Here is a 16,007-nt window from a genome sequence, read left to right on the forward strand (position 1 = left end):
ACGGACCCCTCCTTGAATGTTGTACCATCCTTAACGTGCACATGTGCGTCTAATCATTTTTACTCTTCGCCCCCCACACAGCGTTACGCGATCCCAAAGAGGACGAAGATACCGGCATTAATGGGTTACTGACACTTTGCCGTTGAATTACGATGATTCAGCTTCGGCTGAATGACTACCGGATAGTCCACCTGTTCATCACGAATTAACGATACAATCAGCTCTGCGGCCTGCGCAGCCAATTCATCCAGCGGTGGTCCGATGGTTGTCAGTGCAACCTCAGCGTATTGCATATCGGGCAGATCATCGTAACCGATCAATGAGATATCCCGTGGGACACTGTAACCCGCTTCGAGCAAGGCCCGCAGCGCTCCCCGGGTCACCAGGTTGTTTAATCCGATAAAAGCCGTGGGTGACTCCGGGCCAAATGTATGATTACGTATGGCAAAATATCCATCCTCCCAAGAGGAGTGTGCTGGCAGTACATGGTCTTCGTTGAACATCAGGCCGGTGCGCTGCATCGCTTCCCTGTATCCCTCCAGTTTGATATTCTGCGAGTTGCCAATAAAACCGATTCGGGTATGACCCAGCGATTGCAGGTGCTCAACTGCTTTGAATATGCCCTCTTTGCGATCAATCTTAATGTATGGAGAGTTCGGCGTCTCATCTGTACCCAACACGAAACATGGCATGTTGAGGGTCGCAAATTTTTTCCAAAATACATCCCGATTGTCCAAGGCATAGTCCCACAGAATACAACCGTCCACACGCAGCTGGCTGAAGACATCCACCCCGTCATCGGCGACGACCAGAATCATCTGATATCCCCGTTTCTTCAGCTCTGCGTGCAGACTGCCGGATATGTTCGAGAACAGCGGATTACTCAGCTCATCCAGCACAAAACCGATGATATTACTTCTGCCTGTGGAGAGCTGCCGGGCCAACATGTTTTTCCGATACTGGTGTTTCTCCGCAACGGCGAGCACCTTCTGCTTCGTCGCAGGTTTGATCCGAGGATCATCGTTAAGCGCCTTGGATACCGTGCTATAGCTCACTCCCGCCAGTTTGGCAATGTCTTTAATGGTTATCAAAATCAATCAACACCTCTCATACGCCTGAAACCCTATTTCCTATTTCTGTGCAGCCTTATATCGATCATACTGCGCCTGTCTGCCAGCAATAACCTGCTCAATATTCATCTTTTTCAAAGTTTCAATATAACTGTCGAACTGATCCAGACTGGCATCTCCACTAATAAATTTGAAGTTCATCTCTTCCACATAGGTCGTGATGTCAGGCATCGCCATACTCTCTACACTCGCCTCATCCGGCAGCGCGTAGACAAATGGGAACGGTTCACGGATGTACGGCTCCAGTTCCTTGTCGAGCTTGGCATGCCATTCGGCTACGACGGAATCGGCAGAGTCGGTGGATTGAATATTAGGCAGATTAACCGGTCCGATCCCGAGCTTTTGAATGTATTCATTGTCTTTGCCTTTGTCCGTGAATGTCTTCACGCCGTTCTCTTCCGTATACGTATCGTCCTTGATACCCCACGTATAATACGTCTGTGCTTCCTCACTTACGGCATAGTCGAGGAAACGGAAAGCAAGCTCCGGATTTTTGCTATCACGCGTAATGCCGAAGATACCACTTACCGGTGTACGTCCTACATAGAATTGATCCCCATGCGGTCCTTTCAGTGGAAAAATGCCTTTGAAGATGGGCTCCGCCGGATCATAATCCTTGAAGAGCGGGCTATAGACCATCGACATGTACCAGCTAAAATTAAACGTCGCTCCCGTCACATCCTGAGAGATGCGCGAGGTCACCTGATCACTTGTCGTACTGGCGTAATCCACGCCAAGCAGGCCTTCTTTGTACAGTCCGTTTAAATAGGTGAGATATTCTTTGTAGGTAGGCTCATAATAGCTGAAATGTACCTTGTCCTGATCATCAGCATAGAATTGATTGGACAGATCAAGTCCAAAGGCAGGACCAAAAGCCATCGACACAAATTTCGATTCCATGGACAGCGGAATTTCATCAGCCTGCCCATTGCCATTCGGGTCATCCGTCTTGAATTTGCGCAGCATCGCTGTGAACTCATCCAATGTGGTCGGTTCATTCAATCCCAGCTGCTTCAGCCAGCGTTGATTGATCATAAACACAGGCATATAGTTTCGGGTGAGCGTCTGCTGCGGGATATAATACATTTTACCATCTGGCGCCGTTAAACTGGCTTTAACTGAAGGGGACTTTTCATATATTTTTTTGAGATTGACGCCGTACTTCTCCACCAGTTCGTTAATCGGGATAAACAGGCCACTGTTGATGTATTTCATGAGCTGATCCTGATCCGGCAGATAAACGATATCGGGCAATCCCGTACCCGCAGCCAGCCTCGGATTCACGGCATCCGCGTAATTCTGTGGTGGAATCAGATCCCAATCGACCTCAACACCGGCATTGCTCTCGATTTTCTTCACAATGGCGGCGGTAGACAGATCCACATTGGTCGTCCATGCGTTAGTTCCGAGAACAGACAATTTAGCATCCGGCTGATCGGTTACAGGACCTGCACCAGTGTAATTAAATGCTGGTTCCGAGCTAGTTGGGGTACTTCCCGAATCAGTCCCCGCCCCTGTTCCACCGCTACAACCCGCAAGGCTGATTGCCAGTATCGCTGCCAGTACACTTTTTCTTCCTGCCCCTTTAAATCTCATCCATCATTCCTCCTTAGGTATGAACAATCCTGAACAACCTGGTCAATCCTGATGCTCGGGTAAAAAAGGCTATCCTTTCACGGCTCCGAGGGTGATTCCCTTAACGAAGTACCGTTGGATAAACGGGTAGATCGTAACAATCGGCAGAATGCTGACCACAATGGATACATAACGAACCTGAAGAGAGGAGACCGCCAGCGCGCCCGAAGTCATCGTGCCACCCATCTTCTGCATGACTTCAGGGGAAGCCATGATCAGTACCCTTCGCAGGAACATCTGTAAGGGCTGCATATCCTGTTTGCCCAGATATAGTAGGGCCGAGAAGAAATTGTTCCAGTGGAATACCGCATAGTACAGGGTAAGTACAGCCAGTGTTGGCTTGATGATCGGAACCGCCAGACGGTACAGCATCGTCAGCTCGTTGGCCCCGTCTATACTGGCACTCTCGAAGATCTCATTCGGTATTCCTTCAAAAGCCGAGCGGCAGATCATGACGTTAAACGTAATGACCAGCACAGGCAGCACCATCACCCAGCGGGTATTGTATAGCCCCAGTGAGGTAATCAGCATGTAGACCGGAATGAGTCCACCCGAGAAATACATCGTGAAGGCGATGAAAAAATTCAGTTTTCTACGCAGAAAAAATTGCTGTCTCGATAACGGAAAGGCGGCGAGGCATGTTGCCACGATGTTCAACAGCGTGCCAACCACGGTGTACCAGACGGTATTGTAGAAAGACACCCACAACTCCTTGTATTGCAGGACCATTTGATAACCTGACAGGGTGAAACCGACAGGCCACAGCACGACTTTTTGTTTGTCGATGGCATCCACCGAGCTGAATGAAATACTGATCACGTACAGGAAGGGATACAACGTAATTACGACCGCCAGTATGGTTAGCAGGTAGACACATCCGTAGAACAAACGGTCACTTCTCGATTTTTGCATACAGGTCTCCTTTGGTCCGGGTTATAGTCTTACCAGAGTGACATCTTGGTCAGGCGGCGGGTCATGGAATTGGCAGCAAACACAAGGACAAAGGTGATAATGGAGTTGAACAGGCCGACTGCTGTGGCGAAGCCGTAGTTCTGCCCCTCAATCCCCATCCGGTATACATAGGTGGACAAGACATCAGCCGTTTCGTAGGTGGCTCCGTTGTAGAGCAGATATACTTTCTCAAAGCCTACGCTCATAATGCCGCCAAGCGACAGGAGCAGGAGGATGACGATCGTTGGTTTGATGCTGGGAAGGGTCAGGTGCCAGAGCTCCTGAAACTTGTTGACCCCGTCAATTTTGCCGGAATCATACATCTCGGGATCGATGCCCATAATGGCTGCAATGTAGATGATGGAGCTGAAGCCGAAGCTCTGCCAGATGTCGGAACTGGTGAAGATGGTCCGAAACCAGCCAGCCTCCATCATGAAGTTCACTTTGTCCATCCCGAGCTTGGCGATGAGGGTGTTCACAATGCCATCTGTTGGTGACAGGAAGTTGATAATCATGCCGGCTACAACGACAGTGGAGATGAAGTGAGGAAGGTACGTAACGGTCTGGGCAAATCGCTTGAATGTCCGGTTCTTGATCTCTACGATGCAGACCGCGAACAGAATAGGGATGGAGAAGCCAAACAGGAGCGGTAGAAATGCGAGCAAAAACGTGTTACGCAGCAACCGCCAGAAGTAAATGGAATTCACGAACTGCTCAAACCAGCGAAGGCCCACCCAGTCCCCGCTAAACATGCCCTGCCCTGGTAGAAAATTGCGAAATGCCAACAGCACGCCAGGCATCGGGAGGTACATGAAAATGAGGTAATACAGAAAGATTGGCGAGAACATCAGCAACAGATACTTATCCCTTCTGATCAGGCTGAACAGCGTGGACATGCGTTTCTTCACCTTAAATCGCTTCCTTTCGCTTCATAATTACAACGTTTGAATTTTTAGAAAAGCATATCCTACATAATTGGTATATGGATTATAATTATCCGTATATCAATTCTATTACCATTGATAAATTGCTGTTTTCGTATCATTCTCGCTAGAACTGGTGCACTTCTTCCGATGGTTAAACCACAATTACAACGTTGTAATTTTAACCTAAATGTATACGCTTACATAAACTTTTCCCCATCTTAGCAAAGTCTACATCGTTTGGCAACAACAAAAATCAGTGACATGCTGTAACGTTCCAAATACAGTCTCGCATACGCGAGACTGTCCATTGAAATTGCGACTTAACTCGTAAGTTTGCCGTCTGGTCAACTTATGCTTCCAATACGTGATGAGCACTTTAGTATGATCTTGTTATCTACGGAATATTATTTGATGCACCATATGGATTGTTCATTTCTTGCTGTTTTAAACACTCCCCAACTGGGACAAGCGTATTTTAATTTGTAAATGTCTTCAAGGCCTCATGGGGAGTCCTCTTCTTTATATGCGCTCATTGATTTTGATCAACAATTTCTTTAAGACTTGCTTCTCCTCGTTAGTAAGGGTTTGAACGATTTCATCCTCCACTTTTTGGAATGATTCATTAAAGCCTTCAATCAACTCAATCGCTTTTGGCAATACATATATATTTTTTTGCCGTTCATTATTGGCCGGGATTTTGCGCTCAATGAACCCTTTTTGCTCTAAACCTTGAAGCATGCTTGTAATACTGGCCCCACGCACATGAAACCGATCTGCAAGGTCCTTTTGAATAATATGATTATCTTGGTTCTCGTAAATATAGTCGATTACTTTTCCTTGTTGAGCGTTTAACCCTAGTTCCTTTATACTCTCGTCCGCTCTTTTCTTTAATTTAAGACCGATAATCTGAAACAAATCCAAATAAGGCGTATCCTTTCGGGATTGCATGATCGTCCCTCCTTAAATTGTTAGAAGGCTAATTGTAAGCAACTAAACTATACAGTGATCCTATACGAATGTCAAAAAGATTAGTTTATTGACTGTTAGAACTCTAACAGTTATACTTCAAATTGTTATACACAAACACACTTGGAGGAATTTCAAATGAAGAAGATAGATCAAAATGCTGTGTTAGAACAAGTTACTGCGATTACAAATGTACGTATTTTTGATGGAGAACAAATTATTGCGTCAAGACATGTTGTCATCAAAGGGGAGTCCATTATTGCAGTGGGTGGAGACCTTCCGGCCGATGCAACGATTATCGATGGGGAAAATGCGACTTTAATGCCCGGTTTGATTGATTCACATGTCCACACCTCAATCGGCGGATTACGAGATGCCTTAAAATTCGGCGTTACGACAGAACTCGAAATGAACGGCGATTATACGAAAAGAGGACGCGAGATCCAGTTAAAAAATGTGGATGACGTTGCAGACGTCCGTTCTGCCGGCACAGCAATCACCGCTCCGGGCGGACACCCAGATGAATTGCTGCCGGATGGGGATGAAATACCCGAATTCGTATTAAGGGAGCTAGAAAAGTTATCGGAGGAAGACCGAGAAGCGATGTTGGCCGCATACGCTCACGATCACGATGAAATACCGCAAGTGACAACGGTGGAAGAAGCGATTAAACATGTGCATACTCAAGTGGAGAATGGTGCCGACTATATTAAGATCATGATTGAAGAAGGGACGGTCATGGGTGCACCCGGCCTGCCTGTTCTAAGCGACGAGATTCTAAAAACAGCCGTGACAGAAGCCCACAAGTTCGATAAGCTGGTCATCGCCCACGTATTGACGGCTCTTTCATCGCAAGCAGCCATCGATTTTGGAGTCGACGGTTTGGGCCACTTGTTTATCGACAGACCCGAGTACACATCCGAATTGGTGAAATCCATAGCGGATTCAGGTGCTTTTGTTACACCGTGCTTGGTGTTGAACTCATCGATTGTTGGGAAACCGGCATCGGAATTGGCGAATGATCCGCGTGTTCATTCCAAGTTAAATTCGGATTGGATCGGTATTTTGAACTCAAGCTTCAATACGTTCCCACAAGGCAATATGGAGAACAGCTTTAAGAATGTGATGGATCTTCACCGTGCCGGAGTTGATATTCTGGTAGGGACGGATGTTGCGCCGGTTCCCGTTCCGAACCTTGGCGGCCTTGCTCACGGAGCAAGCGTTCACCACGAAATGCAGCTGCTGGTGAAGGCCGGGTTCACTCCAATTGAAGCGCTTCAGTCGGCTACTTCCAAACCGGCCCGTTGCTTTGGTCTACATGATCGTGGCCGGATTACCGAAGGTGCACGCGCTGACCTTATTCTCGTAAACGGTGATCCGACAGCCAATATCTCGGATACCTTGTCGATCACATCCGTGTGGTTCAATGGATCGCAGCAACTAGGTTAATCGGGTTCGATCTCCCAGTACAATGTCGTCATGCGAATGATGAGCGAACCGGAGATGATGATACCGTTGCTGATCGTAAAATCGTCAAAAAGAGGGACTGCAGATTAGTCCCTCTTCGACTTTAATGTAATAATCCAAATCCTCCTGTCAGGAACGACAGCCAGATCAACGTTCCTCCAGATACAATCAAAAAAATAGACTGCTGATCTGCGGAGGGATCGACCAAGAACAGCGTGATGACCGTTGAAACCTCTTTCGTTTTGTGACTACAATACACCTAGGACAATTGAGGATAACAGAAGGAAGGAATAACGCATGATTATTGATGTACAGCATGTCACTTGGAAAAGGGGCCCTCTCACCCTGCTGAACGATGTCAACTGGCAGGTTAATAACGGTGAACACTGGGCATTGCTTGGCCTGAATGGCTCCGGCAAAACAACACTCCTGAACATGATCACCGGATATCTCTGGCCAACCGAAGGCAAGATATCCGTGTTAGGCCATGAATATGGCGATGTGGATCTGAGAGAGCTTCGCAAATCCATTGGCTGGGTCAGCTCATCTCTGCAAGAGAAATTGCACGGCACAGATCGCACACAGTATGTGGTGATCAGCGGCAAACATGCCACCATTGGCCTGTATGACAAGTTGTCAGATGATGATCTGGATCAGGCACAAGAATTAATGCGAACACTGGGCTGTCAGCACCTGTGGGACCGGGAATATCGCACCTGTTCTCAAGGCGAGAAACAGAAACTTCTCATTGCCCGAGCACTTATGGCCAATCCGCGCGTACTCATTCTGGACGAACCTTGTAATGGACTGGATCTGTTCTCAAGAGAGCGACTGCTGGAGAGCATCCGTGAATTATCGCAGCGCCCGGATACTCCATCACTCATCTATGTCACCCATCATACCGAGGAAATATTGCCCGTATTCAGTCACAGCCTCTTGCTGCGCCGGGGCGAAGTCGTCAGTAGTGGATTAACCCGCGATCTGATGAACACGGAAGTGCTGAGCAACTTCTTCGAGGCACCTGTTGAAGTTGATCGGCATGGAGAACGTGTCTATGTCAGAGCTGCAGCGGATTCATAATCGCGTGGTTATACACAGCAAATGTATCAAAGGTCACGGAACAGAAGAGTAAAAAGCCCAATATCTTATCCACATGTGGATAAGATATTGGGCTTTTTACTCCTATATCTAGTGTTATCCACCGTTTCCTGTGTAGAACTTTCTGCTTTTTGAGTATAACTTAGCTATGTCCTTCTATATTCTTCTCCACGATCTATTTCCGGGCAGCCAGGAAAAGAAACAATGGAATACGCTGCCTGCGCAGATAGGTTTCCTCGTTTACAAAATGAGCACGCTGTGGTGCTGACTCGCGCAAATGTTCCACACGGAACCCCGCTCGTTGCAATGCCATATAGTACGATTCAATGGAACGATGCATCTTTTTCACAGAACCGCCAAGCCACTGCTGCTCACGATATCCTTCGACAAAATACTGATCAACCACCCAATCGGTTCGAGTCCCGGAGGTTTGCAACGTGGACGTGATGACAGGGTGTTCTACCGAAAATATGAATGTCCCATTCTCTTTCAAGGTATCGTATATGTTGCGGAACAGGCTGTCCACATCCTCAATATAGTGAATGGCAAGTCTCGATATGACCAGATCATACGCTCCGGCCGGGTAGGTCCAATCTTCCATGAACGCTTGCTCGATCCGGGCATTCATTCCTTTTACTGACTCGTTGGCTGCCTGAATCATATTCACCGAACCTTCAATCCCGGTATACGTTGCACCCTTGCGCTCCCTACCCAGCAATTCTGAGGCGAACCTTGCATCTCCACAACCGAGATCCAGTATATTCTTGCCAGCAACGTCTCCGATCAACTCCAGCATCACCGGCTTCTCCAATGTATCATTGGCGTTCTCCTGCCACTTGCGACGTTCCATATACTTTTCGAAATTCGCCTCATCATCGTAAAAGTCTGATCCTCTGCCCTTCATTCCAGTGACCCTCCATTTCGGATAAGCATGCTCCAATTTACAGCCTGTAAGAGTATACAGAATATGGGGGTGCCTGGCTATAACAAAAAGGCTGTTGTCTATTCGAGGTTATCCATGTAGGGCCGTCGTCCACCCTTTTTGACAAATTTCCAGTCCACTTCAATGTTATGGCGCATCCGTCTGAGAAGATGAATGGCTGTCTCAATCTCTTCCTCTGTCAGACCATCCAGCGTCACCTGATCTGAATGCACGCCTTCTTTTCGAATAAATTCCCATGCTTCAAGCCCAGCTTCGGTGGGATACAACACTTTATTCTTCTTATTACCCATTGCTGGCTGTTTAATAATGAATCCATCCGATTCGAGTTTGCTAATGGCTCTGGCCGCAGTCGTGCGATCCACTTTGATCAGTTCAGCGAGCTGATTCGGAATAATGCCCGGATTCTCACAGATTCGATACAGATATAGATATTGTCCACGGGACAGGTTCAAATGCTGAAACTCAACATTACTGATGGAATCCAGACAGCGGGCAATCATGCCAATCTCACGCAGTACTTCTTTTTTCTCAGTCAACACATTCACGCCCCTATTAAATTGTTGCATTCGCAACATAATTGATGGTATAACTACAGTTGAAATGGTTTCAATTTTAAACATATAGCTCAAACCGTATACATGGAACGAAAATCGTTCCACATTCCTGTTATGTACCAGTTTATCACGTCAGGATAACATTACGTTCACCCAAAGGAGAAACATTCATGAATACAACGATTGTTGAAGTTAATAACCAGGAATTGCTTGATGCCTGCTTCGCGATTCGCACAGCTATTTTCGTTGAGGAACAAGGCGTTCCTGCTACGGATGAATTCGACGCTTATGATACATTAGACGCTGAAGCACGCCACATTCTGCTCTACGTGGACGGTGTACCTGCTGCTTCCTCCAGACTGCGCGTGGTGGAACAGGTCGCCAAATTGGAACGAATCTGTGTCATGCTCGATTACCGTAAACATGGTCTGGGTCGTGTGCTGATCGACAAGCTGGAGCAGATGGCTCTCGCTCAGGGGCTTGAGAAGGCCAAGCTGCACGCACAGGTACAAGCTTCCGGGTTCTACGAACGTCTCGGATATACGCCTGCGTCGGACGTATTTATGGAAGACGGCATTCCCCATCTGCTGATGACCAAAAAACTAAAATAATGACACCCCAAAAACGCCTCCGTCATCACTTATCAGTGATATACAGAGGCGTTTTGTATTCAGGCAACGCATTTGTGATCCAACAACGTTAAATGGCACATACAGAGTACAGGCACTGATTATAGCAACCCACGCATCCTACTTATCTGCCAGCCCCGCGTTGTGTCTTATCCCAGTGCCAGACGGCCTGGCTCGGATTCGACAGCGTTGTTCTTCATTTGTTTACTGCGCAACTGTCCGCAGGCAGCATCGATATCGGTACCATGCTCCATACGTACAGTGGAGTTGATGTTGTTCTTTTTGAGCGTATCATAGAAACCCAGAATCGACTCTTCTGTACTCCGTTGATACTGACTATGCTCATCCACCGGGTTGTACGGGATCAAATTCACACTGACCATACTTCTGCGACTGGACAACAGTTCAGCCAGCTCCGCTGCATGCTCACGCTGATCGTTAACATCACGTAGCAGGATGTACTCAAACATGATGCGTTTGTTCGTCGTAGCCAGATAATAATCCACCGCATCCATCAATTGCTCGATCGGGAAAGCCCGATTGATCTTCATGATGTGTGTGCGTAGTTCATTATTCGGTGCATGCAGAGAGATCGCCAGGTTAACCTGCAGACTGCTGTCTGCAAATTCCTTGATCTTGTCCGGAAGGCCACTCGTGGAAACAGTAATCCGTTTCGCCGCCAGCGCCAGTCCTTTGCGATCCTTGATAACTTCGATGAAATTACTCATGTGCTGGAAGTTATCGAACGGTTCGCCAATACCCATCACAACCACGTTTGTTACCCGCTCGTCTTGACCTGCTGCATCCAGATGTCGCTGCACATGCATAATCTGTTCCACAATCTCTCCAGCAGTCAGGTCACGGCTTTTCTTGATCAGACCGCTAGCACAGAAGCTACAGCCGATATTACAGCCGACTTGTGTGGTCACACATACGGTAAGTCCGTATTTTTGCCGCATCAATACTGTCTCTATCAGGTTGCCGTCCTGCATCCGAAGCAAAAATTTCACAGTACCATCTGCCGATTCCTGCTTCACATGCTCGCTCAGCGAGTTCATTGTGAAATGCTCGGAGAGCACATCCAGACATTCCTGACGGACATCGGACATCGCAGGAAAATCGTGTGCACGCTCTTGATATAACCATTCCCAGATCCGGGATGCTCGGGATTTTTTCTGCCCATGCTCCGGCAGCCAGGAACGTAATTGCTCTAATGTTAATCCATATATGGATGATTTGTTCATTGTATAATCCTCTTTTCGCAAAAAAGCTATGGCTTATCGGTCCTACCCAAAAAACCTCTACTCCGTATTGTCCCAAAATTGACGCGGGAAAACAAGGGCTTTTGCATTTCTTCCAAGAGGTTTTATCCATGGTAAATCTGCACAACAGACAACATTTATGCCTATCTGGTCTTCACTTTTAGAAATGAATGATACCGGATGTGTGCAGCAGAACCAACAGAACCAGGATCGGCGCCACGTAACGCAGCATGAACAACCACACCCGGAACCAACCGGAACGCAGGCCGGAAGCTTCCGCAGCGGTTTTCCAGAAGTATCCTGCAAAAATCGTCACAAGCAATCCACCGACAGGCAGCAGGATGTTGGACGCCATAAAGTCCATCCAGTCGAACACACTCTTCGAGCCAATCGTCCATTCAGGCAGCAAACCGAGCGACAATACCGAAGGAAGTCCCACGATGAAGACCGCGAGCGAAATCACCCATACCGAACGGTTGCGGCTCCAGGACAAACGTTCCATGAAATATTTCACGGGAACTTCCAGCAAGGATACAGCCGACGTCAATGCCGCGATAGCCAGCAGGATAAAGAACAATCCCGCAAACAGGAATCCAAGTGGCATGGCCGAGAAGGCAGCTGGAAGTGCGATGAAAATCAATGATGGCCCCTGGTCAGGTGCAATACCGAATGAGAACGTCGTCGGGAAGATAATCAGACCCGCAATGAGCGCATAGATCAAGTCACCCGCACCAACGGCAACGGTTGCTGCACCGAGGGATTGATTTTTATCCACATACGAACCGTAGGTTACAAGAATACCCATCCCGAGTGACAGGGAGAAGAAGGCATGTCCGAGCGCAACCAGTGCGGATTCGGTTGTCAGCTGTGAGAAGTCTGGATTCAGGAAGAAGGATACACCCGCACCTGCACCCGGCAATGTAACTGCACGGATCATCAGGATAATAAGCAGTACCAACATCGCTGGAATCAATACTTTGTTGAACTTCTCGATTCCGTTAGATACGCCTTTGGCAACAATCCAGCCTGTAATCAGAACCGAAACCAGTTGCCACACGATTGGCATATAACCGCCTACGAAGGAATTGAACTGTCCGGCATAATCCGGATTGTTAAACAATGAACCACTGAAGGAAGTCACTGCATATTGCAATGTCCAGCCCGCAATAATGACATAAAAGGACAGGATGATAAACGGCGTCAATACTTGCAGCAATCCCGCTGCGAGCCAACCTTTATGTCCACCAGCTTTGATAAAAGCAGTAGCTGCACTACCTCTGCCACTACGACCAATCGCAAGTTCAGCGAGAAGAACTGGCAGACCAATCAGCAGCAAACAGACGATGAAGAGCAGGAAAAACGCAGCTCCTCCGTTCTCACCCGTAATGTACGGGAATTTCCACATGTTACCCAGACCAACCGAACTACCAATAGCGGCAAGAATGAAGCCTGCTTGGGAGAAACGTTCCCCTTTGCCAGCGTTGTCTTGATCCAGATTAGGCTTACTAAAATTCATCGTATCTACTCCATCACTTTAAAGTTTTCCCGTAATTATATACTACTCCACGTGTCAGGTCATTCGAAAATCGAAATTTGTCGAAATGTTATTTATTTACATAAAAATACTTCATCCCATAAGTTCCCCTAGAAACAGTATGTGATAAAGTTCAGCTGCCCAACCGTATGAAGTTAAAATGACGTAAACCATCCTAAAACTCAAGCTCAATACAATAAAAGAGAGGTGTCCCCTCAGCCACTTAACGACTGCGGAGCACCTCTCTTTTTATATTACACTTTAATTTGAAGCAACTCATATTTGATAACGCCCATCGGAGCATTGACATGAATGACGCTGCCCACTTCTTTGCCCATTATCTCCTTGCCCAGCGGGCTCTCGTACGAAATTTTATTATCCGCAACATCGGCCTCGGCAGGGCCAACCACTTTATATTCAATCTTCTCGGCGAACTCAATGTCATTAAGCAACACCGTCGATCCAATGCTCACTTTGTTGGAGTCTATATTGTCTGAAGAGATGACTCTTGCTTTGGTCAGCATCTTCTCCAAGATCAGAATTCGAGTCTCCATAAAGGCCTGATCATCTTTGGCTGAATGATACTCACTATTTTCCTTCAGGTCACCGTAACTGATCGCGAGTTTCAGACGAGCTGCCAATTCCTTACGCTTCACCGTCTTCAAATCCTTCAGTTCGTCCTCCAGCTTTTCCAAGCCTTCCTGTGTCAAAATCACTTCATCATTAGCCATTTTTCCATCTCCTAATCCTGCTATCTATCTATATTCTAACCTATATCCACTCCAAAGGGTTAGCATACCCCAGAAAAAGAAATAGCTCATCCATATATTGTATTTCATTGACATCAGTACCATGTTTATCTCTTGAGATGATTTTCAAGGCTCTGTTCATTAATTGTACCGTTACAATCTGTTCAACTGATGATGTTGTTTTCGCCCGTTCACTTTTACAATGAACTCAGGGCAGCAGAAGTTTATATCCATTACCTGCAGCCCAATATATGACGTGAGGTGATCTGGATGAATGAACCATTGAATGCAATTGAAATACAGGCCTACCTGAGACGGATCGGCATTGATGTTATAAAGAACCCTACACTGGAGTTCTTATTTGAACTCCAACGAGCACATGTGCAATATTTATCCTGGCAAACGGTCGATATTTTTGCAGGTCGTCCTGCGGGAATCAGTCTTCAAGAATCGATTCAACTTATATTACAGGGCCGCAGCGGCTACTGCTTTCATCTAAATGGTGCCTTCAGTGTTCTTCTCCGCTCTCTTGGTTATACAGTCGATTGGCATCGCGGCGGAGTACAGCCTCATGGAGAACAACCACGTGTGAACTCGTTCCATCTCGGTCTGTCTGTCCTTTTACCGGATGCTGACCCGACAGTTGAGCGCTGGATTGTGGATGTAGGCCTGGGTGGAATGCCCTTTGAACCTCTGCCACTTCGTTATGGAACCTATGGTTCTGCGCCATTCACATATCAATTGATGCCTTCATCTGTTGTTGCTGGCGGGTGGCGACTCGAATATGAACTGGATGGACCAAGCAAAGGTGTGGACTATGCTCCTGAAGCAATTACCAGCCTGGAAGAGTTCATTCCGAAGCATGAATTCTACAGTCAAGCGGCCGAATCCCCTTGGCATAACGTGTTTTTGCTTCGTCAGCGGGATGAGAACCGCAGTAATGAACTACGTGGATGTATGCTCCGAACACATGATATGGAAGGAATCCGGAAAACAGAGATCAAATCCTATACCGAATGGCGTGACGTGTTAACTGGCATATTCCATGAGCCATTGGTGAATTATAGTGAGCTGGAATGCCAAGACATGTGGGATCGCGTACAGGCTGCCCATATGGAATGGAAGCGAGCGCAAGAAGCGTGAACTTAATGTTCCATATAAAGGAAAGTTATTGATCCGCGCCGAATTATGTCCTCAGGTGATAAATGATGATAACTATTCGTGTGCTTCAAGTTCCAGAAGTAATGCCGGAGGCGTACTGGAACCACTTTCTGTCGCAAGTTTCTGCCGAGCGACGTGCTCAGGCTTCGCGTTTTGTGCGTCAGGCTGACGCGTATCGCTCCGTGCTGGGAGAGATATTGACTCGTGTGACTTTGTGCAAGTTAATCGGTCTGAGGCCTACTGATCTATCTTTTACCCGTAATTCCTATGGTAAACCTGCACTCAGTCACCATTCCAATGTGCAATTCAATGTCTCCCATTCCGGTGACTGGATTGCTTTGATCTCTGGCGGTACAGATGAACTCGGCGTGGATGTGGAGAAAATAGCACCGATTGACATGCAGATTGCAGAGCGTTTCTTCTCTCCAACTGAAAGCCAGTTCCTGGCTGCCGAGCCTGACGATCGTCGGCTGGAGACCTTCTACCGTCTATGGACGCTGAAGGAAAGTTATATCAAGGCAGTCGGTATGGGCCTGTCCATACCACTGGACTCCTTCGCCATCCTTCCCAATGAGCGGGAAGATTGGCATTGCGAGCAGGCCGTAACATATCTCTTTCTCAGTCAGCGACTGGATGATCAGCATATGCTGGCAGCCTGTTCGGCTGGGGGAGAACTGCCAAGCAAGCCGGAAATCGTAACCTTGGAGGATCTGTATACGGAGTTGGTGTAGTTAACCACTACCTAACCGATCAAGAAAAAGAGCGAGTCAATCTGGCGACAATTTACCCTTGTCCGGAATGACTCGCTCTTATTTTATCGAAACTCTTTCAGGTAGCACCTACTTGGCTTCCGTTGCTTCGTTCACAAACTCAATCCTATCCTTCTTGCTTTGCCACCGATTCTGAACCCACCGTAGACGAACGTTTCAACTGATATGAACGAAAATGTCAAAGGCGCTTTAAGAAACTCCTTTCACAGCTCCGTTTTGAAGCAAAGTTAAG

Annotated in this window: 15 protein-coding genes; 5 read left to right on the top strand and 10 right to left on the bottom strand. The window is 47.2% G+C overall.

What is annotated here, in order from left to right; genetic code table 11:
• Positions 1 to 125: 125 nt before the first annotated feature.
• From HF638_RS09805 to HF638_RS09825, 5 genes are all read right to left on the bottom strand, one after another.
• Entirely contained in the window at positions 126 to 1,091 is a 966-nt protein-coding gene (locus HF638_RS09805; RefSeq protein WP_169480011.1) for a LacI family DNA-binding transcriptional regulator, read from the bottom strand.
• A gap of 39 nt (positions 1,092 to 1,130) precedes the next feature.
• Positions 1,131 to 2,726 carry an extracellular solute-binding protein gene (locus HF638_RS09810; RefSeq protein ID WP_169480012.1) on the bottom strand — a complete coding sequence of 532 codons (1,596 nt, stop codon included), beginning with the start codon at positions 2,724 to 2,726 and terminating at the stop codon, positions 1,131 to 1,133.
• Between the two features lie 69 nt (positions 2,727 to 2,795).
• Positions 2,796 to 3,677: a carbohydrate ABC transporter permease gene (locus tag HF638_RS09815; RefSeq protein ID WP_169480013.1), complete on the bottom strand. Its 882-nt coding sequence runs from the start codon at positions 3,675 to 3,677 to the stop codon at positions 2,796 to 2,798.
• 29 nt (positions 3,678 to 3,706) lie between these two features.
• On the bottom strand, positions 3,707 to 4,612 hold the full coding sequence (locus HF638_RS09820; RefSeq protein WP_169480078.1) for an ABC transporter permease: 906 nt from the start codon (positions 4,610 to 4,612) through the stop codon (positions 3,707 to 3,709).
• A gap of 549 nt (positions 4,613 to 5,161) precedes the next feature.
• Positions 5,162 to 5,590: a MarR family winged helix-turn-helix transcriptional regulator gene (locus HF638_RS09825; RefSeq protein WP_169480014.1), complete on the bottom strand. Its 429-nt coding sequence runs from the start codon at positions 5,588 to 5,590 to the stop codon at positions 5,162 to 5,164.
• 156 nt (positions 5,591 to 5,746) lie between these two features.
• On the opposite strand from HF638_RS09825, the gene HF638_RS09830 reads away from it, so the two are divergent.
• Both HF638_RS09830 and HF638_RS09835 read left to right on the top strand, forming a co-directional pair.
• Positions 5,747 to 7,057 (top strand): amidohydrolase family protein, encoded by a 1,311-nt coding sequence (locus HF638_RS09830; RefSeq protein ID WP_169480015.1) that lies wholly within the window; start codon positions 5,747 to 5,749, stop codon positions 7,055 to 7,057.
• Between the two features lie 315 nt (positions 7,058 to 7,372).
• Positions 7,373 to 8,155, top strand: coding sequence for an ABC transporter ATP-binding protein (locus HF638_RS09835; protein ID WP_169480016.1), 783 nt, complete (start codon positions 7,373 to 7,375; stop codon positions 8,153 to 8,155).
• A gap of 193 nt (positions 8,156 to 8,348) precedes the next feature.
• Here the strand turns inward: HF638_RS09835 and HF638_RS09840 are convergent, their stop codons facing one another.
• Positions 8,349 to 9,077, bottom strand: coding sequence for a class I SAM-dependent methyltransferase (locus HF638_RS09840; protein ID WP_169480017.1), 729 nt, complete (start codon positions 9,075 to 9,077; stop codon positions 8,349 to 8,351).
• Between the two features lie 98 nt (positions 9,078 to 9,175).
• Positions 9,176 to 9,616, bottom strand: coding sequence for a MarR family winged helix-turn-helix transcriptional regulator (locus HF638_RS09845; protein ID WP_248278100.1), 441 nt, complete (start codon positions 9,614 to 9,616; stop codon positions 9,176 to 9,178).
• A 224-nt stretch (positions 9,617 to 9,840) separates the two neighbouring features.
• Here HF638_RS09845 and HF638_RS09850 point away from each other — a divergent pair, with 224 nt between their 5' ends.
• Entirely contained in the window at positions 9,841 to 10,281 is a 441-nt protein-coding gene (locus HF638_RS09850) for a GNAT family N-acetyltransferase (protein WP_169480018.1), read from the top strand.
• Between the two features lie 167 nt (positions 10,282 to 10,448).
• On the opposite strand, the gene rlmN is transcribed toward HF638_RS09850, so the two are convergent.
• The 3 genes from rlmN to greA all read right to left on the bottom strand — a co-directional run bounded on the left by rlmN (position 10,449) and on the right by greA (position 13,826).
• Positions 10,449 to 11,543, bottom strand: a complete 1,095-nt coding sequence (gene rlmN, locus HF638_RS09855) for a dual-specificity RNA methyltransferase RlmN (protein WP_169480019.1) — start codon at positions 11,541 to 11,543, stop codon at positions 10,449 to 10,451.
• A 178-nt stretch (positions 11,544 to 11,721) separates the two neighbouring features.
• On the bottom strand, positions 11,722 to 13,077 hold the full coding sequence (locus HF638_RS09860) for a sodium-dependent transporter (protein ID WP_169480020.1): 1,356 nt from the start codon (positions 13,075 to 13,077) through the stop codon (positions 11,722 to 11,724).
• A gap of 272 nt (positions 13,078 to 13,349) precedes the next feature.
• Positions 13,350 to 13,826, bottom strand: a complete 477-nt coding sequence (gene greA, locus HF638_RS09865) for a transcription elongation factor GreA (RefSeq protein ID WP_036612258.1) — start codon at positions 13,824 to 13,826, stop codon at positions 13,350 to 13,352.
• Between the two features lie 288 nt (positions 13,827 to 14,114).
• Here greA and HF638_RS09870 point away from each other — a divergent pair, with 288 nt between their 5' ends.
• Positions 14,115 to 14,987 carry an arylamine N-acetyltransferase family protein gene (locus HF638_RS09870; RefSeq protein WP_169480021.1) on the top strand — a complete coding sequence of 291 codons (873 nt, stop codon included), beginning with the start codon at positions 14,115 to 14,117 and terminating at the stop codon, positions 14,985 to 14,987.
• Between the two features lie 65 nt (positions 14,988 to 15,052).
• A complete protein-coding gene (locus tag HF638_RS09875; protein WP_169480022.1) occupies positions 15,053 to 15,736 on the top strand; it encodes a 4'-phosphopantetheinyl transferase family protein in 684 nt (227 codons plus the stop codon).
• Positions 15,737 to 16,007: the final 271 nt, after the last annotated feature.

The organism is Paenibacillus sp. SZ31 (assembly GCF_012912005.1).
Lineage (GTDB): Bacteria > Bacillota > Bacilli > Paenibacillales > Paenibacillaceae > Paenibacillus.

Excerpts from the sequence above, each read along its gene's own strand:
- HF638_RS09810 (WP_169480012.1), bottom strand. The coding sequence starts at position 2,726 with ATGAGATTTAAAGGGGCAGGAAGAAAAAGTGTACTGGCAGCGATACTG.
- HF638_RS09815 (WP_169480013.1), bottom strand. The coding sequence starts at position 3,677 with ATGCAAAAATCGAGAAGTGACCGTTTGTTCTACGGATGTGTCTACCTG.
- HF638_RS09820 (WP_169480078.1), bottom strand. The coding sequence starts at position 4,612 with ATGTCCACGCTGTTCAGCCTGATCAGAAGGGATAAGTATCTGTTGCTG.
- HF638_RS09825 (WP_169480014.1), bottom strand. The coding sequence starts at position 5,590 with ATGCAATCCCGAAAGGATACGCCTTATTTGGATTTGTTTCAGATTATC.
- HF638_RS09830 (WP_169480015.1), top strand. The coding sequence starts at position 5,747 with ATGAAGAAGATAGATCAAAATGCTGTGTTAGAACAAGTTACTGCGATT.
- HF638_RS09835 (WP_169480016.1), top strand. The coding sequence starts at position 7,373 with ATGATTATTGATGTACAGCATGTCACTTGGAAAAGGGGCCCTCTCACC.
- HF638_RS09840 (WP_169480017.1), bottom strand. The coding sequence starts at position 9,077 with ATGAAGGGCAGAGGATCAGACTTTTACGATGATGAGGCGAATTTCGAA.
- HF638_RS09845 (WP_248278100.1), bottom strand. The coding sequence starts at position 9,616 with ATGATTGCCCGCTGTCTGGATTCCATCAGTAATGTTGAGTTTCAGCAT.
- HF638_RS09850 (WP_169480018.1), top strand. The coding sequence starts at position 9,841 with ATGAATACAACGATTGTTGAAGTTAATAACCAGGAATTGCTTGATGCC.
- rlmN (WP_169480019.1), bottom strand. The coding sequence starts at position 11,543 with ATGAACAAATCATCCATATATGGATTAACATTAGAGCAATTACGTTCC.
- HF638_RS09860 (WP_169480020.1), bottom strand. The coding sequence starts at position 13,077 with ATGAATTTTAGTAAGCCTAATCTGGATCAAGACAACGCTGGCAAAGGG.
- greA (WP_036612258.1), bottom strand. The coding sequence starts at position 13,826 with ATGGCTAATGATGAAGTGATTTTGACACAGGAAGGCTTGGAAAAGCTG.
- HF638_RS09870 (WP_169480021.1), top strand. The coding sequence starts at position 14,115 with ATGAATGAACCATTGAATGCAATTGAAATACAGGCCTACCTGAGACGG.
- HF638_RS09875 (WP_169480022.1), top strand. The coding sequence starts at position 15,053 with ATGATAACTATTCGTGTGCTTCAAGTTCCAGAAGTAATGCCGGAGGCG.